Annotated in this window: 25 protein-coding genes and 1 pseudogene; 10 read left to right on the plus strand and 16 right to left on the minus strand. The window is 39.6% G+C overall.

Annotated features, from left to right (window positions below; genetic code table 11):
- Window positions 1-47: 47 nt before the first annotated feature.
- The 5 genes from AC07M3_RS11510 to AC07M3_RS11530 form a co-directional block, all read right to left on the minus strand.
- The gene (locus AC07M3_RS11510; RefSeq protein WP_494567424.1) at window positions 48-755 is read right to left on the minus strand and encodes a PqiC family protein; all 708 of its coding nucleotides are present in this window, start codon (window positions 753-755) and stop codon (window positions 48-50) included.
- Window positions 745-2,412: a PqiB family protein gene (locus tag AC07M3_RS11515; RefSeq protein WP_494567349.1), complete on the minus strand. Its 1,668-nt coding sequence runs from the start codon at window positions 2,410-2,412 to the stop codon at window positions 745-747. The genes AC07M3_RS11510 and AC07M3_RS11515 overlap by 11 nt, the downstream gene beginning before the upstream one ends.
- 7 nt (window positions 2,413-2,419) lie before the next feature.
- On the minus strand, window positions 2,420-3,229 hold the full coding sequence (locus AC07M3_RS11520) for a paraquat-inducible protein A (RefSeq protein WP_209733992.1): 810 nt from the start codon (window positions 3,227-3,229) through the stop codon (window positions 2,420-2,422).
- Entirely contained in the window at window positions 3,226-3,834 is a 609-nt protein-coding gene (locus tag AC07M3_RS11525; protein ID WP_309949240.1) for a paraquat-inducible protein A, read from the minus strand. The genes AC07M3_RS11520 and AC07M3_RS11525 overlap by 4 nt, the downstream gene beginning before the upstream one ends.
- A 279-nt stretch (window positions 3,835-4,113) precedes the next feature.
- Window positions 4,114-4,998, minus strand: a complete 885-nt coding sequence (locus tag AC07M3_RS11530; protein WP_494567350.1) for a LysR substrate-binding domain-containing protein — start codon at window positions 4,996-4,998, stop codon at window positions 4,114-4,116.
- Between the two features lie 93 nt (window positions 4,999-5,091).
- Between AC07M3_RS11530 and AC07M3_RS11535 the strand changes: the two genes are divergently transcribed.
- On the plus strand, window positions 5,092-5,409 hold the full coding sequence (locus AC07M3_RS11535; protein WP_494567351.1) for a carboxymuconolactone decarboxylase family protein: 318 nt from the start codon (window positions 5,092-5,094) through the stop codon (window positions 5,407-5,409).
- On the plus strand, window positions 5,400-5,807 hold the full coding sequence (locus AC07M3_RS11540; protein ID WP_132069152.1) for a tautomerase family protein: 408 nt from the start codon (window positions 5,400-5,402) through the stop codon (window positions 5,805-5,807). Before AC07M3_RS11535 ends, AC07M3_RS11540 begins: the two co-directional genes overlap by 10 nt.
- 93 nt (window positions 5,808-5,900) lie before the next feature.
- Here AC07M3_RS11540 and AC07M3_RS11545 read toward each other — a convergent pair whose 3' ends face one another.
- The 3 genes from AC07M3_RS11545 to AC07M3_RS11555 all read right to left on the minus strand — a co-directional run bounded on the left by AC07M3_RS11545 (window position 5,901) and on the right by AC07M3_RS11555 (window position 8,096).
- Window positions 5,901-6,455 (minus strand): TetR/AcrR family transcriptional regulator, encoded by a 555-nt coding sequence (locus tag AC07M3_RS11545; RefSeq protein WP_494567352.1) that lies wholly within the window; start codon window positions 6,453-6,455, stop codon window positions 5,901-5,903.
- 587 nt (window positions 6,456-7,042) lie between these two features.
- Window positions 7,043-7,555 (minus strand): hypothetical protein, encoded by a 513-nt coding sequence (locus AC07M3_RS11550; RefSeq protein WP_494567353.1) that lies wholly within the window; start codon window positions 7,553-7,555, stop codon window positions 7,043-7,045.
- Window positions 7,556-7,613: 58 nt separating this feature from the next.
- Window positions 7,614-8,096, minus strand: a complete 483-nt coding sequence (locus AC07M3_RS11555; RefSeq protein WP_494567354.1) for a hypothetical protein — start codon at window positions 8,094-8,096, stop codon at window positions 7,614-7,616.
- A gap of 187 nt (window positions 8,097-8,283) precedes the next feature.
- Between AC07M3_RS11555 and AC07M3_RS11560 the strand changes: the two genes are divergently transcribed.
- Both AC07M3_RS11560 and AC07M3_RS11565 read left to right on the plus strand, forming a co-directional pair.
- Window positions 8,284-8,661, plus strand: coding sequence for a DoxX-like family protein (locus tag AC07M3_RS11560; protein WP_494567355.1), 378 nt, complete (start codon window positions 8,284-8,286; stop codon window positions 8,659-8,661).
- A 50-nt stretch (window positions 8,662-8,711) separates the two neighbouring features.
- Window positions 8,712-9,545: an SDR family NAD(P)-dependent oxidoreductase gene (locus AC07M3_RS11565; RefSeq protein ID WP_494567356.1), complete on the plus strand. Its 834-nt coding sequence runs from the start codon at window positions 8,712-8,714 to the stop codon at window positions 9,543-9,545.
- A 125-nt stretch (window positions 9,546-9,670) separates the two neighbouring features.
- On the opposite strand, the gene AC07M3_RS11570 is transcribed toward AC07M3_RS11565, so the two are convergent.
- Complete coding sequence (locus AC07M3_RS11570) at window positions 9,671-11,497, minus strand: monovalent cation:proton antiporter-2 (CPA2) family protein (protein ID WP_494567357.1); 1,827 nt, start codon at window positions 11,495-11,497, stop codon at window positions 9,671-9,673.
- 113 nt (window positions 11,498-11,610) lie between these two features.
- Window positions 11,611-12,846, minus strand: a complete 1,236-nt coding sequence (gene gltS, locus AC07M3_RS11575; RefSeq protein ID WP_494567358.1) for a sodium/glutamate symporter — start codon at window positions 12,844-12,846, stop codon at window positions 11,611-11,613.
- 360 nt (window positions 12,847-13,206) lie between these two features.
- Here gltS and AC07M3_RS11580 point away from each other — a divergent pair, with 360 nt between their 5' ends.
- Window positions 13,207-14,358: an alpha/beta fold hydrolase gene (locus AC07M3_RS11580; RefSeq protein ID WP_494567359.1), complete on the plus strand. Its 1,152-nt coding sequence runs from the start codon at window positions 13,207-13,209 to the stop codon at window positions 14,356-14,358.
- Window positions 14,359-14,542: 184 nt separating this feature from the next.
- Here AC07M3_RS11580 and AC07M3_RS11585 read toward each other — a convergent pair whose 3' ends face one another.
- The 3 genes from AC07M3_RS11585 to AC07M3_RS11595 form a co-directional block, all read right to left on the minus strand.
- Complete coding sequence (locus tag AC07M3_RS11585; protein ID WP_307008874.1) at window positions 14,543-15,418, minus strand: alpha/beta fold hydrolase; 876 nt, start codon at window positions 15,416-15,418, stop codon at window positions 14,543-14,545.
- 147 nt (window positions 15,419-15,565) lie between these two features.
- Window positions 15,566-16,039 carry a methyltransferase family protein gene (locus AC07M3_RS11590; RefSeq protein WP_494567360.1) on the minus strand — a complete coding sequence of 158 codons (474 nt, stop codon included), beginning with the start codon at window positions 16,037-16,039 and terminating at the stop codon, window positions 15,566-15,568.
- Between the two features lie 21 nt (window positions 16,040-16,060).
- The gene (locus AC07M3_RS11595) at window positions 16,061-16,954 is read right to left on the minus strand and encodes an NAD(P)/FAD-dependent oxidoreductase (RefSeq protein ID WP_209831144.1); all 894 of its coding nucleotides are present in this window, start codon (window positions 16,952-16,954) and stop codon (window positions 16,061-16,063) included.
- Between the two features lie 248 nt (window positions 16,955-17,202).
- Between AC07M3_RS11595 and AC07M3_RS11600 the strand changes: the two genes are divergently transcribed.
- Both AC07M3_RS11600 and AC07M3_RS11605 read left to right on the plus strand, forming a co-directional pair.
- Complete coding sequence (locus AC07M3_RS11600) at window positions 17,203-17,850, plus strand: TetR/AcrR family transcriptional regulator C-terminal domain-containing protein (protein WP_494567361.1); 648 nt, start codon at window positions 17,203-17,205, stop codon at window positions 17,848-17,850.
- Window positions 17,851-17,920: 70 nt separating this feature from the next.
- Window positions 17,921-18,067, plus strand: a pseudogene (locus tag AC07M3_RS11605) (alpha/beta fold hydrolase); the annotation flags it as partial.
- 59 nt (window positions 18,068-18,126) lie between these two features.
- On the opposite strand, the gene AC07M3_RS11610 reads toward AC07M3_RS11605, so the two are convergent.
- The gene (locus AC07M3_RS11610; protein ID WP_494567362.1) at window positions 18,127-20,367 is read right to left on the minus strand and encodes a fatty acid desaturase; all 2,241 of its coding nucleotides are present in this window, start codon (window positions 20,365-20,367) and stop codon (window positions 18,127-18,129) included.
- A 107-nt stretch (window positions 20,368-20,474) separates the two neighbouring features.
- Between AC07M3_RS11610 and AC07M3_RS11615 the strand changes: the two genes are divergently transcribed.
- Window positions 20,475-21,494 carry an AraC family transcriptional regulator gene (locus AC07M3_RS11615; protein WP_494567363.1) on the plus strand — a complete coding sequence of 340 codons (1,020 nt, stop codon included), beginning with the start codon at window positions 20,475-20,477 and terminating at the stop codon, window positions 21,492-21,494.
- Window positions 21,495-21,516: 22 nt separating this feature from the next.
- Here the strand turns inward: AC07M3_RS11615 and AC07M3_RS11620 are convergent, their stop codons facing one another.
- On the minus strand, window positions 21,517-22,140 hold the full coding sequence (locus AC07M3_RS11620; protein ID WP_494567364.1) for a TetR/AcrR family transcriptional regulator: 624 nt from the start codon (window positions 22,138-22,140) through the stop codon (window positions 21,517-21,519).
- 242 nt (window positions 22,141-22,382) lie between these two features.
- Here AC07M3_RS11620 and AC07M3_RS11625 point away from each other — a divergent pair, with 242 nt between their 5' ends.
- Window positions 22,383-23,468, plus strand: coding sequence for a hypothetical protein (locus tag AC07M3_RS11625; protein WP_494567365.1), 1,086 nt, complete (start codon window positions 22,383-22,385; stop codon window positions 23,466-23,468).
- Between the two features lie 118 nt (window positions 23,469-23,586).
- Entirely contained in the window at window positions 23,587-24,060 is a 474-nt protein-coding gene (locus AC07M3_RS11630) for a hypothetical protein (RefSeq protein WP_494567425.1), read from the plus strand.
- Window positions 24,061-24,245: 185 nt separating this feature from the next.
- On the opposite strand, the gene AC07M3_RS11635 is transcribed toward AC07M3_RS11630, so the two are convergent.
- Complete coding sequence (locus AC07M3_RS11635) at window positions 24,246-25,052, minus strand: oxidoreductase (protein ID WP_494567366.1); 807 nt, start codon at window positions 25,050-25,052, stop codon at window positions 24,246-24,248.
- Window positions 25,053-25,075 lie beyond the last annotated feature (23 nt).

Consider the following 25,075-nt stretch of genomic DNA (forward strand, 5'->3'; position numbering starts at 1 on the left):
TTTATCTGTTTTGCACAAATAAAGGGGTTAATACAAAGCGATTTGGTTTACGAACAAACCCCATTGCTAATCACCGATTTTTTGTTTGAATCGAGCGCCACGATTGAAGAAGAAACCGTATTAATAATTTGAGTCATCGCCTCACTTGAAGCACTCACAATGGCTTCCATTTTTTTAGCTTTTTGATCAATTGGTTGCTTAAAAGCAATTCTACAATTCAGCTGAGATCCTGCATTAGTGATTACTTTTGCATTAGCTGACTCTAATTGAGTGGGTGGTATTTGACGCTTCACCACCCAAGACACAGCAATATTAATATTGCTGTGATCTACAATATCAAAATGAGAAAAGTCTGTAGAAACTCGATATAACGGTTGATTGTTTCCAGCAAGCCCACTGCTATAACTGTCAATTGCCCCTAGCTTTTGTTGTAAACCCGCAGACAAGGTATCGCGTAATTGCGTACCCATGGTCGATGTCCAGCGTTCATTGTTTAACACCGTAGACTTACCACTACTGTCTTGTAATACCAAAGGTGCACGGTCTAATCGGTCTGGAATCCCGACTGGCAAGACCTCAATCACCTGCACAGTGGATTTGGTGACCGGAGTGACTTTAGGTGTAAGCGTATAGTAGTTTGGCGTTGGTGAACTCGAACATGCGGTCATGGCAACTGCCGTTAAAAACAAGCCACTCCCAAGCAGCCATTTGGCTGCTTTAGGATGCTGAAAAGATCGATTGTTTTTATTTTTCATCATCGGCCTCTGGGGTCTTACCACGAATAATTGATTCAGGGTGTTGTTCAATATAGTCTGACATTAACTGTAAAGAGGCAGCGGCACGGGTCATTTGCTGTAATGCTTTACGTACGTCTTGTTGCAACGGCGCATCGCTCGACAAAATAGACTCAGATGATCTTACAGTTTTACGAACATCGTCTAAAGTTGCTTGTAAACCAGGTGCAACTTTACCATCTAACTGTTTAACCAGCTTGTCAGTAGACTCAATGGCTGTGTTCATATTGTTAAGCGTTTTACGAACATCTTGCCCAATTTCAACTAACGGGAATTTCGTTAACTTGTCAGCAATCTGAGAAACTTGTGCTTGTAAACCACTCAGTTCAGTTGGTGTAGTTGGAATCACTACACGGTCATCACTCAAGATTTGTAATGTAGCTGGTTTAGCTTTAGGGAACTTGTCTAGGGCAATATAGTTTTGTCCAGTAAGAAGGTTTCCGGTTCTCATTTGAGCACGCCAACCATGTTCAATAAAATCTTTGAAAATTTCACTGTTCGGGTTAAGTGCCTGACCATTTTCAACTCGTGAAGGATAGATAACTGCCTCAACACGCATACGAATCTGTTTATAGTGGTCATAAAACTCGGCATTTATTGATTTAACATTACCAATTTCAATGCCCATGAAATCAATTGGTGCCCCAACAGATAACCCGCGTAATGAATGATCAAAATACATAATCACGCCACGTGGTTGACCATCAGGTTCTTTTAATGCTTCACCTTTTGAGTCCCAAAGATTAAAACGACTATTGTTAGCGGCTGTAGTCGCGTGCGAGCTTTCAGGGTAACCAAAAGCAATCCCCCCTGCGACAATACTTGCCAGCGACTGAGTATCCAAATTAAAGCCTGAAGCATTTAAGGTCACATCAATCCCACTCGCCTGCCAAAAACGTGCATCGGTGGTTACAAACTTGTCATACGGCGCGCGGATAAACGTTTGTAGTTCAACATTTTTACCATCATCGGACAATTTATAGGCTGTAATTTGCCCCACATTAATTCGACGATAATAAATCGGAGAACCTATATCTAACGAACCAAGATCATCTGCATTTAAGAAAAATACTTTTCCGGGAACATCTGAGGATATGACTGGTGGCACTTCTAACCCAGTAAATTCAAACTTATCCTCTGCTGATTTTCCGCCATCCACTTCAATATATGAACCTGACAATAAGGTGTCTATTCCAGAAACTCCACCCGTCCCAATACGCGGTCGCACGACCCAAAATCGTGAATCTTTTGCGGCAAAGTTACTCGCACCTTTACGCAAATCAATTCTGGCAATAACGTGTGAACGGTCATCTGAAAGATCAATCTGCCGTACTACACCAATATCCACCTGTTTATAACGGACTGTTGTTTTGCCAGCGACTAACCCCTCGGCCGTTCTAAAAGACACATCAATTGTAGGGCCATGAGACAGTAACGCTTTTACAGCTAATGAAAGCGCGATTAGAAGAGCAATTAATGGAATAAGCCAGATTAATAAAGGCTTCCACCGACTTTTCTTTTCTTGGGGTTCTGGTAAATCATTCATGCTATCCAGTTCAACATCTGTATCACGATGATCTGAGTTACCAGTGGTTATTTCATTTTCAGACATACTCATTGTTCTTTTATTGACTGGGATTAATAGAATCATTATTCAAAGGCGAATGTTCTGCCTGAATAATTGTTGTTTTTTCAGAAGCAACAGAAGACGGTTTGTTTGTATTTTGAGATGCATAGAAGTTATCCCAAATAATACGTGGGTCAAAACTAAGTGATGCGAACATGGTTAACACCACAACCGCACCAAAAGCAATTGAACCCGGCCCTGCTAAAATTGTAGCAAGCGATTGAATCTGAATGAGGGCTGTTAAAAGTGCCACCACAAAAACATCAATCATTGACCAGCGCCCAATAAACTCGACAATTCGATATAATTTAACGCATTGCTCTGGTACAAACTTCCAACCGGCTGAAGACTGTAGATATACCGCAAATAATAAAAAATACAAAATCAGCAGTTTCAGCATCGGAATAAAAATACTGGCCATAAAAATGACGACTGAAACCAAATAGTCTCCACTTTGCCAAAAGTAAATTACCCCACTCATGATCGTATCTTGCTGGCTACCTAAAAGTGAGTCAGTCACTGTCATTGGAAGTACATTGGCCGGAATATAAAGGATTGTCGCAGCCACGACTAAAGCAAAGGTTCGATTTAAACTCGCTGGTTTACGTGAATGCAGCACGCTATTACATCTAATACAACGTAAAACTTGATGGCTTTTATCTCGTCGTCTTTTTTCATTTTGAGAAGAATTTACGACTCCACAGCAATGACACACAATTAATGAGAGATCTTTAGCTCGTGGATATTGACTCAAGTTCACACCAGTCTTTACGGTTTTTTCTGAGGTCACATTTTTTATCGTTTTCATGGGAGTGACCTATCAATTTCGTTCCATATATCACTTACTTTTATTGAAGTAATATAAACCAACAATATGCTTAAGACCGCGAATGCCCATAAAGCAATCTCGGGAATCACCAAGACCATTCCAACTAACTTTACAAGCGTGACCAAAATTCCAATTAAGAACACCTCAACCATTCCCCACACTCTCATAAAGAAAAGTGTCCGTAAGGCCATCACCAAAAACGTTGGCCTCTTTTTCAATACACTCACTGTACCGAGCACATAGGTAAGTAATAAAAGATAGGAAAGCGGCACAATAAAAGTGGTGATTAAGATGAGTACCCCAACGAAAGCCCGATCATAATGAAACATCACCCAGACTGCACCAAGTAAAGTGGTCTCAGATGTATTTCCTTGTAGTTCAATTTTTACAATTGGAAAGCTATTGGCAATAATAAATACAATTAAGGCAGTTAAGATCAAAGCCAGCAATGTTGAAAAAGGTTTGGTGTGTCGATAGAGTTCAGCACCGCAGCACAAGCAATAAGCTCTTTTTCCATAAGCAAGCGGAGCTCTACGATAGACTGTATCGCATTCCTCGCAACCTGCTAATTCTTTAAGCTTCATAGTGATACTCTGAAATTTATAGTTTGTATTACATTCTTCAACGAACGTGTTTTACCTAAAAACAATGACTCCTAACACGCAAATATCATTCCAAAAATTTAACTTATAGCATTGGTATATCAACATTCAAGTTAAGAAAGATAGAAGAAAAATGAAAATTTTGATTATTTTACTGCTACCCAAAATAATTTATAGAGAACCTATTTGCTACTAAGTTAAATGAAAATATAAATTAAACCAAAGACTATCTAATTAAATTCAACTTTTTAGACAGAAAAACTATTGAAGATGCTGTTCAATATATTTTTGAAATTGCTGAACAATATAACCAGATTCTAATTTTGAACTGGAATAAAGCCCAAATGATAAAGATTTAAGTTGAGGTAATTCTGCACTTTTTAAAATCTTGATATCTGAAGGTATTTGAAACAAAGATCTTAAACTGATTCCAATGCCTGCACGTACCGCAGGCCACAAAGCTTGAACAGAATTGCACTCATAGGCAATGTGCCATTCTAAGCCCTTCTCTTCAAGCGCCTGAATTGCCATTTGTCTTAGAATACAAGGCTGCTGTAAAACAACTAATGGAATCGAAGATCCAGTTTCAAGAATCTGCTGGATGTGTGGATGAGAACAAAATAACCACTCTGTTTCTACATTTTGCAATTCATAAAAATTTTCACAGGCTTCATCTTGTTGCCAGATGAGTGCCAAATCCAGCTCTTGTTTTTGTACTTTTTCTAACAAATTAAGATTTCGGTCGACCTGAATTTGAAACTGCACTTTAGGATATTGCAACATGAACTGAGCAATTAATTGTTGTAGCGTGCCTTCAGCAAAATCTTCTTGTAATCCAAAGCGAATAACCCCAGTCGCTTGAGTCTGGTGAAGTTGTAAAAGTACCCTATCATTCATTGCCAACACACTTTTTGCATGACTAAATAATAATTCACCGCTCGGTGTTAACTCTAACAATCTTCCGTTTTTTCTTAATAATTGGCACCCAGTCTGCTGCTCTAATTTTTTTAATTGAGCACTAATCGCAGCCGGAGAACGACATAAGTTTTGAGCAGCCAAATAAAAACTACCTAGCTCTATACCTTTTACAAATGCACGTAAGGCATCTAAATCAAGGTTAGTGGGTACTTTCGCATAATCATTCATAAAAACTGAACTATAGGTTCAAAAAGTTTTGATTTTTTAAAATATAACAAACTGCCATAGTCGCTACAACATCCCCCAACGCAGAGTTTTAAGATGTTTAGAAAAATTGATATTAACAATCTAGAAACTGTCGCTCCCAAACTTTATGAGCTCAGCAAAGATTATTTGTTTGCAGATATCTGGCAAAGACCAATCCTTGATACTCAAACACGCTGTTTCATTACAATCTCGGCGCTTATTTTACAGGGCCGCTATTCACAGCTCGAATGGCATATCAAAAATGCCCTAAGCCAAGGGATCTCTAAGGAACAAATTATTGAGGTTACTACCCATCTTGCTTTCTATGCAGGACTGCCCACCGCTATTTCAGCACTTGAACATATGCCAGAGGAGATATGGTCATGCCCATGATTCGTTTTACAACTAGCTATCCATATACCGATTTAGAAAAAGCGCAAATATCTAAAGTTGTGCAAACTTGTATGGAAAACTATTTCGATACACCAAAAAATGATTGTTTTCATATTTTTGAACAAATACCGCAAGAACAGGTTTTTGTTGACCCTGATTATTGGGTTAAAACCGCACGTACTGAAAAATTTATCTTACTTTATATCACCTCAGGCAAACCCCGAACGGCGCAACAAAAATCAGATTTAATGCTACATGTTACAGCACAGCTTAAACAGAATTTTGATGTTCCAGAACAGGACGTTATGTTTGTGATTGTGCAAAATAGTGCAGAAGATTGGTGCTTTGGTCATGCACAGCGCGCCGATCTTTATTTGAAAAGCTTGAATTCACCATAAATAAATACAAGCCCAATGCATTATTTTAGTGAGATATATAAATTCAGATCTTAAAAAAGCTCCTTAAATAAGGAGCTTTTCATTCACCGATTCTTAATTAACCATAGTTAAAAAATAGTTTAATAATCTATCTCGATCATCTACCTGATTTTCTCCTAAAAGTTGGACCATAGCGCCATCAATCACAAATAAAAACAGGTGCGCATCTTCAATTGAGGCCGTAACTTTTAAAGTTAAAAGTAGTTTATAAATTTCATCAATGAGCCAATTTCGATAGTCAATTACAACTTTATAGGCGGTTGGATAAAGCTTTTCAATTTCAAAAATGGCTTTAAATGGCAAATGGTAAAAGCCCTCTAAATCTGCATGTAAATAGAAAATTTTCTTAAGCTTATCAAACAACATGAGTTCACGGTATGAATGGATAATTGAAAATACCTCGTCTTTTAATGCATCTTTTTGAAAAGTTAGGCTCATCTCGATGAGCTTTTCTTTGGAGTGAAAATCATTATAAAAAGTGTATTTGGAAATTCTGGCTTCAGCAATAATTCGGTCGACACCTACATTATGAAAGCCATGTTGATTAAATAGGTCTCTTGCCGCGTGGAGCACTCTTAATGCTCTAAATGAATTTTCTAAATTTGGCATAAATATTCTGCTCAAAGATAATTTTTTGTTGTATATAAAAGAGATAGAAAGGCCTTCACTCTTAAAATGAGTGCTAAAAACAGGCATGCGAAAGCTGCACAAAAAGGATGCGCTAACCTATCTCAAGCTTTATTGTTGCTATGATTTTTTAGTCGTAATGATCTAAGGTTTACAAAACCTATAGTCGGTTAAACCTTTTTAAAGACCAGTTGAGCGGTATGGGTAAAGAGAGTTTGGCAAAGGCAAAAAAACAAGAAGAAATAGTACGCATGAGCGAACTCCTATATGCATAAAATTTCTGCCAATCACTGCTAAATGATGGTGGCAGAACGAAAGGGGGTTAGCAGACTGGGCATATAGAACCAGCACGCACAAGGCGTCCCCCTTCCGTCCTACCGCTACGAAGGGGGACGAACGAGTTCGCCACCAAAAAATTGCTTTTTTGATGTGCTATACGCTCTCGGTCTGCTAAAACCGGCTGGCGATGTAGGCCAGCAGGCAAAGGATAATCGGCAGGATTTAGCGTGTCAATGTGATATTGAATAGAAAATGGTTAAATAATTATTGTTTTTCATTCAATTAGATAATCAAAATCCATTATTTTTATAAAATATTACAAGCTGCTCTTCAGCAAATTTTTTTAATATAGTATCTGATGAGTTAATATACTGGTTTAAATATTCAAGAGATCTAGGACATTTTATATTTGTACCTAAGCCAAAAAATGCTTTCCGAGCAAGTACCCTTAAGTCATCTTCCATCATATAACTTGGAACAAAATTAATAGCGTTTTTTAAAAACTCCACTAGCTTACAATTTCTAATTCTACTAACTGTAAAAACGATATCTTCATGAGCATCATGCCAATCTGAAAAAAAGATATCCAATAGGCCGAAATCATCTTCTTGTAGTTCACATTCATCAAATATAAGAAATGCAACATGTACAGCATCGCTATTTTTTGATTTTTCTGCGATGTTTAGTAGTTCTTTTGCGAATAGATAATCGCTAATATCTCTAAAGTTTAATCGTCCTTTTAAAATATTTATGGGAATTACCCCCAAATAACAACCTTCAATATCCTTTTCAAAATCAGTCATATTTGCCCTCCCAGATAAAAATTAAATTTAAATCAATACAATATAAATTTTACATTTTTTATTCAAATTCAGGATATACGAAATCGTATTTTCCTGTTTTAATTCTATGAACAATACTATCTGCTGGTATTACGCTTCCAATTTCTGCCTTTCTATTTTCTCCTTCTAATTTACCTACATATTGCTGTTCTTCATTCACTTTCCAAATCCACCAATTATTAGATATTTTAGTTTTTGGATTATCGCTACTACTACGAAACAAGATATCAATATTTCCAACCTCTGGCATATTCCCCACTTTTTCCCAGAAACCCAATTTAGTACCCCAACTAGTTACGCAGTGCGCGTAAAAATCTGCCTCATCATTAATAATTTCAAATAAATCGGGATGAGTATTTTTAGAATATTCTTTTTTAAATACTCGAATTACATCACTATTTAATTGAGTTAAATCCAAAGCTACTAATTGAAAGTATTTTTTACACCCATTATCGAATTTAACAACAAATACATCCCCTATCTTTGTATTTTTTCTTTTCATTATTTTATCCCTAAATTTTAGTCCTATTGCATGTTAATTATTTTCCTTAACTCCGCAGTATATTGAGATTGATCAAAAATCCATAAGTTAGCAGATTTCATTCATATAGCTTGAACAAATAAATGAACCTAAAGATAATAGCCTAAACCTAATCTAAAGAAAATTTTAAACTCTTAAAGTCATTTCCATGAAAAATATTAATATCTTCAAATTTATAAACCTTGTGCTGACCTTTTTATGGATTTACCAAGGTCTCGTTCCCAAATTTCTATTTCTTAATTCTGATGAAATTTTTGTGTGGCAATGGCTAGGACTCTCACTTGAACATGCAAAACTTGCAGGCCATGCAAGTGGTATAGCTGAAATGATTTTTGGTTTATGTTTTCTCTTTACTGCACATAAATATATTCATTATTTAAGCATTTTGGGTTTGCTTGGGCTGCTTCTTTTAATTGGTTTCTTAATACCCTCTACCCTGATCTTGCCCTACAACCCTATCGTAATGAATCTTTCAATGATAAGTTTATCTATTGTCTATCTCATCTTATTAAGTGAACAAAATTAACTTATAGCCATTCATTTAACTATTTTTAAAGATTTTATATAGAGAGTGCAATGAGTTTACCCAAAACTGAAGTTTGCAGTGTGGTCATTACAGGCAGTACAAAAGGTATTGGTTTAGCCCTTGCCCATGCTTTTTTAGATCTTGGATGTTCAGTTGTCATTGCTGGACGTAACCCAGAGCATCTTAAGCAGGCTCTTTCTCATTTAGAAACTCACTTCAATAAAGAAAAATTCATTGGTCTGTGTTGCGATGTGACTCAAGTGTCTGATGTGCAAACCCTATGGGATGGTGCAATTGAGCGTTTTGCGCAAGTCGATGTGTGGATTAATAATGCAGGAAGCTGCCACCCAACCAAAGACTTTGTTGACCTTCAGCCAGAAGAGTTAAGCGCGGCAGTTTCAACTAATATTTTAGGCACGATGCTTGGCTCACAGGTGGCTTTAAAGGGAATGCTTAAACAAGGTTATGGTCAAATCTTTAATATGGAAGGTTGGGGAAGCAACGGCGAATGGAGTGCAGGTATGACGCCTTATGCAACCACAAAACGGGCCGTGAGTTATTTCAGTAAAGCACTTTATAAAGAAACAAAATCGACAGCTATTTTAACCGGCACACTTAGCCCTGGTATGGTTGCAACAGACCTGTTAGTTTCTTCTTGGACCAATGGCAACATCCAAAACTGGAAAAAGATGAAACGGTTATTTTTCTTTGTGATTGACCCGCCAGAAATTGTTTGTGCGTATTTAGCAAAACAAATTATTGAAAATAAAAAAGCCAACCGACGCATCGCGTGGATCACGCCGTGGAAGCTTTTCCTTAGATTTTTGCAACCTTATTACTGGCGCAGGAACCCCGTTAAAGGCACAGCTTTAGAGCATTTGTAGTCGGGCCTATAATGTGACTAAAAATCTAATCTCACTCAATTAAGATGGTTTGATTAGCAGGCGCATCAGGTTTATTGTTCAGTAAAAGTTCTTCTAAAGAGCGCTTTTACTGATCTTTATACTCATCAAGAATCGTTATCTGAGTTACCTTCTTTATTTAAAATCCGCCCTTCCCGTTTTGGTCGAATCAATGGTGCTGTTGGTCGTGGATGCGTATGTGTATATTGCATACCCACTCCCGCATTTACGTCATCTGCTGCGATTTCAGTTTCAAAGCGCTCATTATCAAGATCTCGAATTTCCTCAGTAATTCTTTCTACTTCGTCTTCATCCACACCAAGTTCTTGTAAAATTACTCCCCCAAACTTAATCGCAGATTCAAACGTTTCACGGATCATAAAGTCTACTTTTTGTTTGACTAAATGCAGTGAGTGCTCGCGGTCATATGAACGGACTAATAATTTCGCTAAAGGAAATTCATGTGTGACGAGTTCTACAATTCTATTGGTTGTTTCTTTACTATCTACACACACCACAATCGCTTGTGCTGTTGCTGCGCCAGAAGCATGTAGAATATCTAAGCGGCAGCCATCGCCATAATAAATTTTAAAACCAAATTTTTCAGCGTTTCGAATCATGTCCGTATTATTATCAATAATGGTGACATCTACCCCTCTTGCCAATAATAATTGACTGGTGACCTGTCCAAAACGCCCAAATCCAATCATTAAAACGCTACCGCTTAAGCCCTCGGCAATATTGACGTTTTCTAATGAAACATTCGCTTTAAATTGAGTAAACCGTTTAAAAATAATACCGACAATTGGAGTCAACACCATTGAAAGCACAACGATAGCGGTAAGATTAGATTTAATTGTACCGTCAATGACTTGGGCACTTAATGCAGCAGAGAAAAGTACAAAGGCAAACTCTCCACCCTGAGCCATCAGTAAGGCACGGTCCAACGCTTCAGTATGAGGGCTTTTAGTTATGCGGGCGACAATATAAATCATGAGCGCTTTGGCAAGCATCAGTGCAATTACACCACTGACAATGAGCTGCCAGTTTTGAGCAACCACTGATAAATCCAAGGACATGCCAACCCCAAGGAAAAACAGGCCCAGCAAGATTCCTCGGAATGGTTCAATATCAGCTTCAATTTGATGTCTAAACGTTGACTCAGATAAAAGCACACCCGCTAGGAAAGCACCCATCGCCATAGACAAACCGCTGACTTGCATGAGCAACGCCGCACCCAACACAACTAATAATGCTGCGGCAGTCATCACTTCTCGGGCTTTAGCAGCAGCCAAGAGTCTAAATAATGGGTTAAGTAACCAATAACCTGCCGCAATAAGACCTGCAATTGCGACTAAACCAATGCCTATATTTTCTAAACGTACAGATGTGCTTTCGACCACATGATTAGGTGCCATAAAAGCAACAATAGCGAGCAATGGCACAATCAGTAAATCTTCAAATAATAAGATGGCTACAATTTTTTGCCCACGAGGCTGAGTCAAGTCACCGCGATCACCTAATAACTGCATCACAATAGCAGTCGACGTTAATACAAACCCTGCTGCACCAATAAAAGCAACTTGCCACGTAAAACCAAATAGCAACCCGACGCCCGTCAAAGCCAGTGCACAAATGATGATCTGTAGTGTGCCAAGGCCAAAAATCTCACGTCTAAGGCTCCATAGGTGTGATGGCTGCATTTCCAAACCAATCAGAAATAGGTACATCACAATTCCCAACTCAGCAATATGTAAAATTGCGGTGGAATCTTGGAAAAAAGCAAAACCGAATGGCCCAATAATCAGACCTGCAATTAAATAACCTAATACCGAACCTAGACCAATACGTTTAAAAATAGGAACTGCAATTACAGCCGCTGCCAATAAAACCACAGGGGCAACCAAGCTAATTGAATGTGCTTCTGAGCTCATACATTTCTCATTTTATTTATCTGCAATTTATTCTATGTGAAACTATGTTTAAGGGCGATTATTAGTTTTGAGAAAAAGAATCCATAAAAAAAGCCCTTACGGGCTTTTTTTGATTAAATAACAAATTTCAACATCAGCTGAATAACCGTTGCATTAATTAAATCGACAAAGAATGCTCCACAAAGCGGAACAATTAAAAATGCCTTATGCGATGGACCATACATGTTCGTAATGGCCTGCATATTAGCAACTGCTGTTGGTGTTGCACCCATACCGAAGCCACAATGCCCTGCTGACAAGACCGCTGCATCATAGTTTTTACCCATCACACGGAAGGTCACAAATGCTGCATACAAAGCCATCGTAATAGTTTGAGCACCCAAAATCACCACAAGTGGCCCAGCCAAATCTGCAAGTTGCCAAAGCTTTAATGAAAGCAATGCCATTGCTAAATAAAGTGATAATGAGGCATTACCAAAAACATCAATCGCGCGGTCAAAAATATCAATTTTTAAGACGCTTTCTAAAATGTTTCTTAAAATTACACCGCCACCCAATGCCCAAACGAAGGTTGGTAACTCAAACCAAGTACCTTTACTAAAGCCTGTCATAAATTCAGCAAATGCCAAACACGCTGCAAACATACCCAATGTGGTAATTGCATTGTCAGCTGTGATTAAACGAACTTGATGAGGGTTTTCAAATGGTGCAAGGTCATCAGAATTTTGTTCAACATGACCATCACGCTGTTGGATTTCAGCATTAGTTTTTGGTTGAGCAAGGCTATAACGATTGATAAGCAATTTCGCTAATGGGCCACCAATCACACCACCAATAATTAAACCAAAAGTCGCACTCGCCATTCCTAAAGCGAGAGCACCCTGAATACCATGCTGAGTTTCTAAAATTTCACCCCAAGCTCCGGCTGTACCGTGACCACCTGTTAAGGTAATTGAACCCGCAATTAAGCCAATGAGTGGATCAAGACCAAGCAACGTCGCAAGACTCATGCCTACCGCATTTTGCACCACAATGAAAGACGCTACGCAGACTAAGAAGATAACCAAAGCCATACCGCCTTCTTTAAGCTTCATAAAATTGGCACTTAAACCAATCGAAGCAAAGAATACGAGCATAAAGCTGGTTTGTAATTCGCTACTAAAAACAATGCTATATCCCCATATGGTATGGACAAGTAGCGAGACGACCGCAGCAACTAAACCGCCTGCTACAGGTTCGGGAATATTGTAGCGTTTTAAAAAATCAATTCGATTAACAAGAAAGCGGCCCAATAATAAAACGATGACCGCCGAAATTAGTGTATAAAAACCATTAAAAACAAATTCCATATATACTACTTTCTAATTACATTCCTAACGGATTGTAAAATAATTATATTTTATTTTTTAATATGTAAAAAAAACACAAATAAACTTTACAAAATTACCCTAGCAATCAATTTTCACTATTCTTAAGAAAAACTTAAATTTTTAAATATTTTATACAAAATTACCCCATACAATTAATTTAATTATTTAATTTCAATAATCTAGTCCCAAATACTCTTAATTAAAATTAATTACCCCTTGATACCTTAAGCAAAAAATCCTGTCTTTTAAGTCACTGAACTTCGCTCTCATTCCCTTTAATATCCTTAAAAGACCAGCTCGTTATTGTTCTGGGCAACATCTTTATAGGTTTTATGTTCAATGAGTTTATTGCTTAAAGTTCGAGAGAACGTTCCACAGCTACAGTCCATTAAAAAATCTCTTCAGACACGTGCTGGTCAAAAAATACCTCACATGCTGATCAATGCATCGGATCTATTTTTTAGAGGCCCTCAAATTGCCTTGTCAGGAAAAACGCCCTTTGATGTGATTTATAAGCATGAAATTATTAGCTTACGGCATTATAGAAATGAGACGAATACTTCTACACCTAAACACCGCGTACCGTTAGTTATCGTTCCGCCGCTAGCAGTTAACATGCTCATTTATGATTTGTTTCCTACTCGCAGCTTTGTCCGCTTCTTTTTAGCACAAGGTTTTGATGTCTATTTAATTGACTGGGGCGTACCCACCCGACATCAAGCAAAATACAATTTCGGCACCTACATTAAAGTCTTTATGCCTGAAATGTTAAAGCAGGTCCGCTTGCACAGTGGTCAACAACAGCTTTCTTTACATGGCTGGAGTTTAGGCGGTGCACTTTCACTCTGCTATACCGCATTATTTAAAGACAAAGATATTAAAAACTTAATTATTTTAGCTTCCCCTATCGATACGCATAAAGCCGGATATATGGGCAAACTCTATGGCAGCTTAACCAAACCTGCACAATGGGTTCGCAAACATACGCCGTTTCGTATTCGCGACCATGTGCCAAGTGAAGCGTTTCATATTCATGGATGGCAAAACACGCTAGGTTTTAAATTAACCGACCCAATTGGAAATTTAAAAACGTATTGGGAACTTTTTAAAAATCTCGATAACCGAGAGTTTATTGTTGACCACGCAACCTCAAGTTCATTTATCGATAATATGCTGGCGTATCCGGGTGGAGTCATGCGTGACATCATCCTTCGTTTCTGGATTGATAATGAACTCTCCAATGGCGTAATTAAATTCGGCGAACTTACAGCCTATCTAAAAGATATTGAATGTTCAGTGTTAGCACTGGGTGGTAGTACGGACATTATTGTGACCACTGATGCTGTTAAGCCACTCATGGATTTAATTAACAGCCAAGATAAAACGTTTAAGGTCGTACCGGGTGGACACATGGGTGTTGTTTCCGGAAGCCAAGCACCTACAGCGGTCTGGCCTGAAATAAGTAATTGGTTAGTTGAGCGTTCAGATTAGTTGATTATTGAAAACCAGCGTAGTCAGTCCTAGGCTGGTTTTTCAACTTCATTAAATAGAATAAATATAGCCATTCCTTGTCCCTTTGGCTCAGATCCGAGTTTGAATTCTTATTCACTGATGCAGCTTTAAGATAATAACGGACTACTTCCATACTGTTCAGTAGCATTAAAAATGCTAGAGACTATTCTTTTGATTGAGGTAAAGTTGAAAGGATGCTGGCCCATACCTCAATCCGCTCTGCGATCGCTTCGGGGGACTCAATGTGGAGGAAATGACCAACGTCAGGAACGATCTCCATGGTGCGCGGAGCAGCGAACCGATATTGATCGTCGACCTGCACGGGAAGGATGCAGCCGTCGTTGGCACCGTGAAGCTGCAACAGTGGGACTTTGATCGGCTGAGACATGCGGCGCGTTGCACTAAGCATACTCGGTCGCAGCATCGCCCGGTAGTACTTTAATGGTGCGGGCATACTCGCCCGTAGGTGCTCATGTAACTCCGTTTGGAGAGCAGGATCAAGTGAAAAGCCGGGTGACCACTGACGCCAGAGGCTGTCAATGAGGGCAAGATCACGGGCAGTCGCCATCCAACCACTTCCTGGCAGTTGAAAGAGTCCCATGTACCAGCTTCGTCGTAGTTGAGCTGGATACATTAGCCGACTCATGAAAGTGAGTGGATGAGGGATTGCAAGCGTGACTGCGCGCTCGATCCGTTCGGGTGCGGTCACACAGGCATCATATGTGATCAGAGCCCCCCAGTCATGGCCAATTAACTCCACAGGTCGCCCCGGAGACCAGTGGTCGATCAGCGCGAGCACATCACTGGTGAGGGCTGCGAAGTCGAACGGACCCTCAGTCGGAGACGGGGCGTAACCACGAAGCCAAGGTGCAACGATGTAACGTCCACGGCGGCCAAGCTCTGTAAGGAAGGATTTTGCGGTCGGTGGATGATCTGGGAAGCCATGCAAGACGATCGTCGGCTGGCCAGCGGGATCACCACCCTGTAACGCATGAAAGGTCCCGTGTGGCAGGTCGAAAGTGACGTGTTCGAATTTCATATGTGTCAGCCTTTTCCAAATGTGGTCGGACGAGAGCTGCTAATGCTAGCTTCGGTGTATTTGTTTTTTGTCATGTGTATTTCCTCAAGTGCCGGGCTAAACCGTAGGATCAGTCGGTTTTAGGTCCCACAGGCGGTATCGGAATAGTTAGAGCCAGCGGCGAACCTCAGCTTTGTAGCGGCGATAGTCATCATCGAACTTCGCTTCGAGATAGCGCTCCTCACGAGCAATCACTTGGGTCTGAATGGCGATCACCACCAACGGGAGTAAGGCTAAGGCGATCGGCTCGTCGAGGCCTATCGCAAGGCCAGCATAGACAAGTGTCATGCCCAGATACATAGGATTACGGGTCCACCGATAAGGGCCGGTCGTTGCGATGAAAGTTGTTGGCTGCGACGGTGGAACGTTGGTACCCAGCCGCCGAAACAGCCCTGCAGCCGCAAGCATCATAGCCGTACCGGCAACGAACAACAGCGCGCCCGTCGTGACCAGTAACCGCCAGTCGAGGCCAAAAGAGCGCTGGATGACGAACCGCTCCACCGCCAGCCCCAACAGTAGCACTCCCAGATAGACAAATGGCGGAGGGAAACGCACACCCGCGCTGTCCGATTCAACGGCCATGTTCATCTCCAATCCGTGCTCTCAAACAAGCATTGACTGCTGGGCAGAGATACCGGCTACCGCGCCTTGGGATATTGCAGTGGTAACCGAGGCCATGAGAGGGTTGGCGAGATCACCAGCAGCATAGATGCCGGGTATGCTGGTTTCGCGGCGCTCGTCGACTTTAACGGCAATGCCAAAAGGTGTATCAACCGTGGCAAGGCCCAAAGATTCGTGCAGACTCACGGACGGTTTGTTGCGCGGATGGGCGAACAGGATGTCGACCGTGACATTGCGATGGCTATCAAGGTAGACAGTAGCAGTACGCCCCTCTGTATGAGTAATCTCGACAACTCGGCCATCGACCACAGTTATATTACGACGTGCCAGATCAGCTAGAACATCAGGTGGAATCTCGTGACCATCAGCGAAGACCGTTAACGTGTCGGTCCAATCATGGTACAGCCTGACATAATTATGCGACTGCGGACCGGACCAAACGAGCCCCCAATGCTGGTCAGCAACTTCAAAACCATCGCAGTATGGACAAGGCACGATGGACGAACCCCAATTTTCAGCAAAGCCCGGAACATTAGGCATCTGGTCAACGACGCCATAGCTCAGGATCAGGCGGCGCGCGCCAAAGCTTTTTCCATCGCTAGTAAGGACGGAGAAATTATCAATTGAGCCAGAGATGCTGTCGGCCCGAGCATTGACCAGTCTGATGGTTGGATAGCGCTCTAACTGCTGGCGTGCCTCTGCTAAGATCTCCAGCGGTGGCTTGTGATCATGGCCTAAAAGACCATGCGAATGGCCAGCGAAACGGTTGCGCGGCAGGCCTGTATCAAGAACGGTAACCTTACGGCGGGTACGGCCAAGTTGCAGAGCGGCGGCGAGACCAGCAAAGCTGCCGCCTATAATGATGACATCATCCATGGTGATGGGCTCCTATTGTTGATCGAGGTGATTGGTTGGGTTTGAAAACAGGCAACGAACAGAACTTCAGCATCGCCGAGAAAGTCACCCATCACTGTGTTAACCAACCGGATGATGCTGCATTAGATATTGCAGGATGATCCGGATTTGGAGGATATAGTTAAAACATAGCCAATGGTTTGCACATTTTGGATACTTAATGGTATCCTAATTCATAAATTAAGATACTGTCAAGGACTGTAATTATTGTGACTGAAAAAAACCGGAGTCAGCGCGGCAGGCCCGTCAATCAGGCGCTTAGACAAACGATAGTTGAAGCAGCGTACGAACTCTTTGTCGAATTGGGTTTTCAAGCGGCGACATTGGACAAAGTAGCCCAGCGGGCAAAGATCTCTAAACTCAGCATCTATCGGCACTTCGAGAATAAAGAAGCGCTGTTCAGTGCGGCTATGGTGGCTCGCTGCCAACAGTTTGCACCACAGGACCTTTTTGAAGGCCTTGAAGGTTCTGCCGAAGAACAACTCATTGCAGCCGGATCATCCCTACTTCGTACACTGTTGAGCCCAGATGTTCGTAATGTCGAGGCCATGATCATGGCAGACAAAACGAACCAAAAGTCGTTAAGTAAGCTCCATTACGAAGCTGGACCTGTCCATGTCATTGCCCAAATCGAGGCCCTACTACGTCGTTTGCACGCAAGGAAGGTTCTGAACGTGCCTAATCCTCTTCAGTCTGCTCGATTGTTTGCCGCGCTTTTCAAAGGATCTGATCTCTTGATGTCCGCACGCTTCGATGAAGCGAGAGCAAATGACGATAACGAAATCGAATCCTATTGCCGATCTGCTGTCACTATGTTCATCGCTGCACACAGAGGCAACGACCACACGAGCGGATAAGCATTTGATTACTCTGGATAGCTTGGCTGGGACTATATGTGAATAACTAGATTACAGTCAGCGTAGAAATGTTATGCCACTCATGGAGTTAATTAGCAGCCAAGCTAAAACGTTTAAAGTCGTGCCGGGTGGACACATGGGTGTCGTTTCAGGAAGCCAAGCCCCTACTTCAGTCTGGTCTGAAATAAGTAATTGGTTAGTTGAGCGTTCAGGTTAATTAAGCCAAACCTAATAACGCCTTTACCTATGCAACTTAAAGATCCTGACTCAAATATGTTAGATATCCAGTACCAACTTATCCGAACGAGGCAAACTGTTGCAGGTGGTAATTCGTAAATCTGGTTGTGCCTTATATTGATCTAAAGTAGTAAAACCTTGTAGCTTATTACAGACACAAGCACGGCATAACCCTCTTTCACACCCCGATGGAATATTAACGCCAGCCAAACGGGCAGCTTCTAATAGCGTTGTTCCCCCATCAACCACAATCTCAATACCACTCCGTGCAAAGTGGATAACATGATCTTTACCATCAGTTGGGTGCTCTACTACCGGAGGGGTAAAACTCTCTGTATGAAATTGTATTTCAGGTAACCCTAAATCCAGTAACATAGATTTTGAGGTAGTAATAAATCCTGGTGGAGCACAAACATACACTTCATGTGCTGTTATATCGGGAACAACTTTAGATATTAATTCAGCACTTAGTTTCGCCTGATACATTTGCCCTGAAATTGGATAATTAGGGTCTATTTCATTACATATAAAATGCACATCAAAACCAGATAAGTTGGCAACTTCACGTAATTCATGTTCAAAAATAATAGATCTCTCATTACGGTTAAAATAAAGTAACCTAACTTGACTCTGTGGAGCTTCACGTCGTGCCTTACGTAACATACTCAAAATTGGCGTAATACCAACACCACCCGCAAGGAAAACGATCTGTTTAGGTACTTCTTTCATTATAAAATCGGGAGAGGCCTGCGGTACTCCTACCAAAATCATATGTGAATTTTTCTTAATATGATCATTGATATAATTTGAAACACGTCCGCCCTCTACACGTTTGACGGCAATTTCTAAACAATTATCAGCCTCGTGACTGTCTCTTAACAAACTATATTGTCGAACCAGACTTTCATCTTCGACTTCCACCCGTACAGAAATAAATGCACCTGCTTCCCAAGTTACGCCCTCCCATCCTTGAGGTTTTTCAAAACGTATCATTAATGCCTGATTTCCTGCTTGCGGAAAAACAGCAAGGACCTTAACAGGTACATTATAAAAACGAGGCTTATTTAAATACGTCATATTATCTGGCAGTTTATATTGGGCTCCATATACGACTCGACGTAATAACTCCTTAGGACTTTTTAGTATTTTAAAAAAATTTCCTCTTTCTTGCTCGCCTACAGGACTCGCCAATTTGAGTACATTGACCATCATATCTGGCACAACATCTTCAAGAGACATAACATTGTAAGGTAAGCCATGCTGCAAACAGATTTCTTTAACAAAGGGCTGGATTTCTCTTTGACGATTACATGGTAAGTCTGGAAATAAATGATGCTCTAAGTGCGTGTCCAATCCACCATAAAACACATCAAATGCAGGTGGATTATCGAATTTAACTTCCTCTTCCAACAATGTTTTAAAATAATTATCAAGTTGGGCATAAGGCGTAAAATTACTTGTTGCTAAAATTTGACGGCGAAAATATTCTTCTTCTGTTTCACTCAATCCCGGGTCACTAAATAACTCAACATTGGGTGAATGGTGTTCCAGAAATAAGACGGCAACAGTCAAATCATAGCCCAAAACTGTACTCAGATAATTACCAAAAAATGTCGGCAATATCCGATGAGGAGAAACCGAAAGAGGATCTTTCCAAAAATGCTGGCCAATATATTTTTTTGTTAGTTTTAAGGTTTGTTCAATGGTGGTTCGACTAAGTACTTTACGCCCTTCTGTTTTAGCGGCTGATGCTCCAGTAAATAAAGAAAATACAAGATTAGGTGTCGTTAATAATAAAACCCACAACAGTGGAAGTTGCAAAGTATGGTGACCATACCATGGCTGACCTGGCTTAATACGTAAAAAGGAATATCCCAAATCATGATCTACGCCAACGATATTAGTAAAAGGATGGTGATTTTGATGATGCATCACACGCCATTCATAAGGATCCACCATAAAATTCCAAACCCAACGTTCAGAATGGAAAGACCCTGCATTTGGCAAATGATCATAACTACCATGCATGATGTTATGACCAAGTTCAGAAAACTCAAGTAATGTATGCAATGCACCTAATATCGCGCCACGCATTATGGCATTACGTTTTCCACCTTGTTGGATCAACTCATTACTACGCGCTTTGATAGCTTGAGAGTAAGCGGCAACATTTCTGATATGTGCTAGGTCCGCATCACCAACTTTTGCTTTAGTTTGATCATATAAAGCTCTTAAAGCTGCCGTTAAACTTTCGTGCTTGCCGTCTTTATTATTTAGCATTTTATATATCCCTATCGGATTTGATCCTATCCGAAAAGATATAAAGTTTTGAACATTAGCAGAATGACTTTATACTACCAAACTTGACATTTCATGACACATAAAGCATGTCTATACAATTATATTGGGATTTTCCTCGCAGTATCAGTGCTATTCGCATATTGCTTATGATAGGTCAACAACATGGTTTAACGCCTGAAAGTTGTATAGAAAATACGCATATTTCTTTGAATGATTTATCGCAACCTAACTTTGAGGTAAAAGCAGAACAAGAATTTTTAGTTATTCGAAATTTACTTAAACTACTAGATCCTACTCTTCCCCTGAGTATAGAAGCAGGTCTAAGGCACCATACAACCACATTTGGTGCATGGGGTTTTGCCATTCTCAGTAGTCAGACAATGAAAGAAGCTTTGCATTTTGCTATGCGATACTTTCAACTTAGTTCCATTTTTTGCAATTTAGAAGTTATTCAGGAAGATATATATACATTACTGATTTTTGATCATAGTCAATTACCTGATGACTTAGCGTGTTTTCTGGTTGAAAGAGATCTTATAACTGTTATATCAATTCAACGAGATGTCTTACCTATACAATTTCCTGTAATGAGCATTAATATTGCTTTACCTGCACCTGTGTATGCCGATAAATTTCCCGAATTAACGGGATATCCAATTCAATTTAATCAACCACGTAGCTGTATTATCTTTGAAAGCAGTTTGCTTGATTTACCATTACCTCAAGCAGATCCATTTATTCGTGCACGATATGAAGAAGAATGCCAACAACTTTGGACGCGAAGAAGTTCTCTAGGCAGCTATAGCCAAAAGGTCAGAAATATTTTACTCCAACAACCCTCACAAATGCCCAGAATTGATGAAATCGCATCCCATCTTCAGGTCAACCTCAGAACATTACAACGTCATCTCGCAATTGAAGGAGTTACCTATGAACAGCTTATAGATGACATTCGTAAAGACTTAGCTGAAGACTTACTAAAAACAACCAATTTAACAGTTGAAGAAGTTGCCATTCAATTGGGTTATTCCGAAGTTTCAGCATTTTCCAGAGCCTTTAAACGTTGGAAAGGCATCTCTCCCCGAAATTTTAGGTGGCAAAAATAAATTTAGATTTGTATTTAATATTTTAACGCTTATCCGCGCTAGCTCCAGCAAGCAAACCCGTAGCATAATTCATAATTAATAAAACTAAATCATTTGCTTTTGCCTCTGATTCAGCCAAACGTCCTTCCAATAAAAGATGAGATAGGCCATGCACAAGGCTGCAACATAACATCGCTAATACTTCAACTTGAGCATCATTTTCGCTCACACCTAATATTGAAGCCGTTAACCTTTGCAATCGAGTATATGTACTGTCCACAGCCTCTTTTAGTTCGAGTGCTTCATTTTTCTGTAAATCAGGATTAAACATCAGAGCAAAGAGATTTCGATTATTTTTTGCAAAATTTATATAGGTTAAACCAAATATTTTTAACGCCTGAAGTTGAGACTCAGCACTTTGTATTGCCTGATTTTGTTCTTCTTGTAAATGCTGAAATCCTTTTGCTGCCAATGCTGCCAAAAAGCTATCTTTACTTTCAAAATGTCGATATACCGCATTTCCGCTTACCCCAATTTGTCTCGCCATTTCTCGAAAACTAAGGCTCTCGGCATCACTATTTTTTAAATGAACTAATCCTGCATCTAATAATTCTTCACGCACATTTCCATGATGATAATTTGACTTTTGAGATTGTATCGAAGGCATGTTGACACCGCGCACATATTATAAGCATAATGTGCGCACTGAACACATTATGCTTTATTGTTGTTTAATTCACACAAAAGAGCGAATCATAATTCCCGTTCAATAGAGCTGCTTATAAATATCCATATTGCCTAGGAAAGGACATTAAAAACACTAGGCCTATGAAAACAAAAGAGTATTGAGCTTATAAAGAAATGCAAACTTTCCTTTGAGCCAAATCATCTTTAAGCAAAGGAACTGATATGAACAATTTTAGAAGTATAAAACAGGCTTTCTTATTTACAATACCATTGATGTTGGTCAGTTCACTTGTAAACGCCGAACTCAATCTTTTAGATGATAAAAGTTTAGCTCGTGTAACTGGTCAAGCATTATTTAATCTAACCAATATTGCAGCTAATCAAAATGGTAATCCAAATACAGATGTAGGTTTTTATCGTCTCGGAATGGAAGCACAAGTAGAGTTAAATGCAAATATTAAAAGTTTACAGTTAGGTTGCGGTGGGACTAAAGGAGTGGGTTGTGACATTGATATTGAAAATATTAGTTTAGCAGGTGTCCTCCCCGTAAATGGTAGCTATGCAGGATCAGATGCCGTTATTACTAATCCTTTTATCGAGTTTGCTATCAAATCGCCGGACAGTGCTTCTACTCGAGAAATTGTTGGTTTTCGCCTTGGGGCATTAGGCATATTAGGCAAACTTGGATTGGGATCAAATACAGATTTAACAACATTAGCTGATGACACAGGAGGAATTAACTCTTTATCTGGTGATTTGAATTTAACACTTACGAATACTGTTCTGAAGAATGTAGTGATTGAAAATGGATTAATCTCTACAGAAGCACATATTAATGATTATAACAAACCGCTTATTCTTAACCGCTCTACAACAGCAACGCTGGATAATGTAGTCGCTAAAACTGGTCCACTAAAACTATTAGGTCTCTTAGATCTACCTTTAGGTTTAACCCTAAGTAATGCCACATTAAAAGATTATCCTCTGTCTGGTTTCCATGAAATTTTACTCGCTCAGGATGCAACAGGAACAATTCCTACTAGTGACACATCACTATCCTTACAAAAACAAGCTATCCAGTGGCAAAAAATAAGTACAGGAACTTTCGACAATACTGTTGCCGCTCAACCAGGATGGTGGCTTTCCTTACCTAAAGTTTTACTCACGGATATCGAAACACAACAGCGGATTGATGTAGGACTTGGCGAGGCATTAGGAGGATTAGTTGGTAGAGAGTTAATTATTAATCCTATTGACTCTGGACAGATAGGCATCAAAAACTGCTACGGGAACTTAAAGTTTTGCTAAGTAAAAATTGCATACAAGCTTTTATATGACGCTTAAATTAAAACAACTCATGGTTTTCATACCACTATTAGCAGGGCTGAATACATCCCAAGCTACCACAGTCTATAGGTCAATAAATATGTGCTCAGCTTCCGTCAAACATATACCTGATAATATCCAAAGTTCTATTTCTAAACTTAAAGTGGGCTCAATAGACTCAAATACTTCAAACATTTCTTTTATTCTTGCTTCAGCAGTTGCTGCAAAACACAATAAACCAATAGATATAGAACGTATTGCTGTTTATCTGCAAGCTCTCCGAAATCAGCAAAATTTCTATTATTCATTACTTGATATCAAGAAAACTTTTGAAAAATTCAATATATCTGTTGAGGCCAAGAAAAATGCTTCACCTTTTGATATGTTAAAGTTAACCAATGAAATCCTTATTGGTATTGATCAGCAAGATCAACTTTTTGCATTAGTTGGTTCATCACAAGAATATGTATATTTAATTTATGGAATCATGAATCGAAAAGCATTAATCTGCCCTCTTAAAAAATCATTATTTATTCAAAACTTTACGACTAATAAGTTTTTAATTCTTCAGTAACTCAGCTGTAACTTGTCTAAAAAACTTTATATACATAGATTTATTCAGTACGTCTAAAGATAAAAAGTATCGTCTAACAATTAAATTCTTTAAATAATATTTATAAAAATCAGCTATGAGTAAAAATAAAAAACCTAAGCATAAAATTTATACTTAGGTTTTATGTTCTAAAAACAATAAATGATTTATTTCAAACCAAAAGTCTTTCTAATGCTTTTATCAACAGGCCCACTTGGCATAAATCGACGTAACTTACTCAATAAAGATGCCTGCCCCGATGGAGTACGACGCATTTCCCAATCATTCAGTGACGCTTTAACAATGGTATCAGCAACGCCATCGGGCTGAGGCGCACGATCAATCTGATTTAATACGGCCTGTGTAGCTAGGTTACGTTCTTGATCGTATTCAGGAATTTTAGAACTTACTACAGGTGCGTTTTTATCTAGATTGGTTTTAGTGAAAGAAGGTTGCACCAATGTCACGCGAATCCCAAATTGACGAAGCTCGTGATCTAGAGATTCGGATAATCCTTCAACCGCATGTTTAGTTGCTGAGTATAGCCCCATATACGGTGAAGGAAGAAAACCCAATACCGAGCTAATATTTATGATTCTTCCATAATGCTGTATTCGCATATATGGCAATACCGCTTGTATCGTATGGAGAATACTAAATACATTCGTATTAAATAAAAATTCAGCTTCTTTTATAGAGGTCTCTTCTACTGCCCCGATCAGACTTGCTCCAGCATTATTAATTAAGATATCAATACGCCCAGCCTTATCAATAATAGAATGAATCCCAAGTTGGACAGAGTCCTCATCAGACACATCCATTTCAATGAGCTCAACCCCTTCTATAGGTTGGGCTTTTACTTTATTTCTGACAGTTCCAAATACTTTATGGCCTTTTTTAGCAAATTTTTCTGCCGTAACTTGCCCAATACCAGACGAGACACCAGTAATTACCACTACTTGTGAGTTTGACATATGAACTCCGAATAATTTTTAAA

It is taken from the genome of Acinetobacter sp. GW821-FHT09D10 (assembly GCF_059416285.1).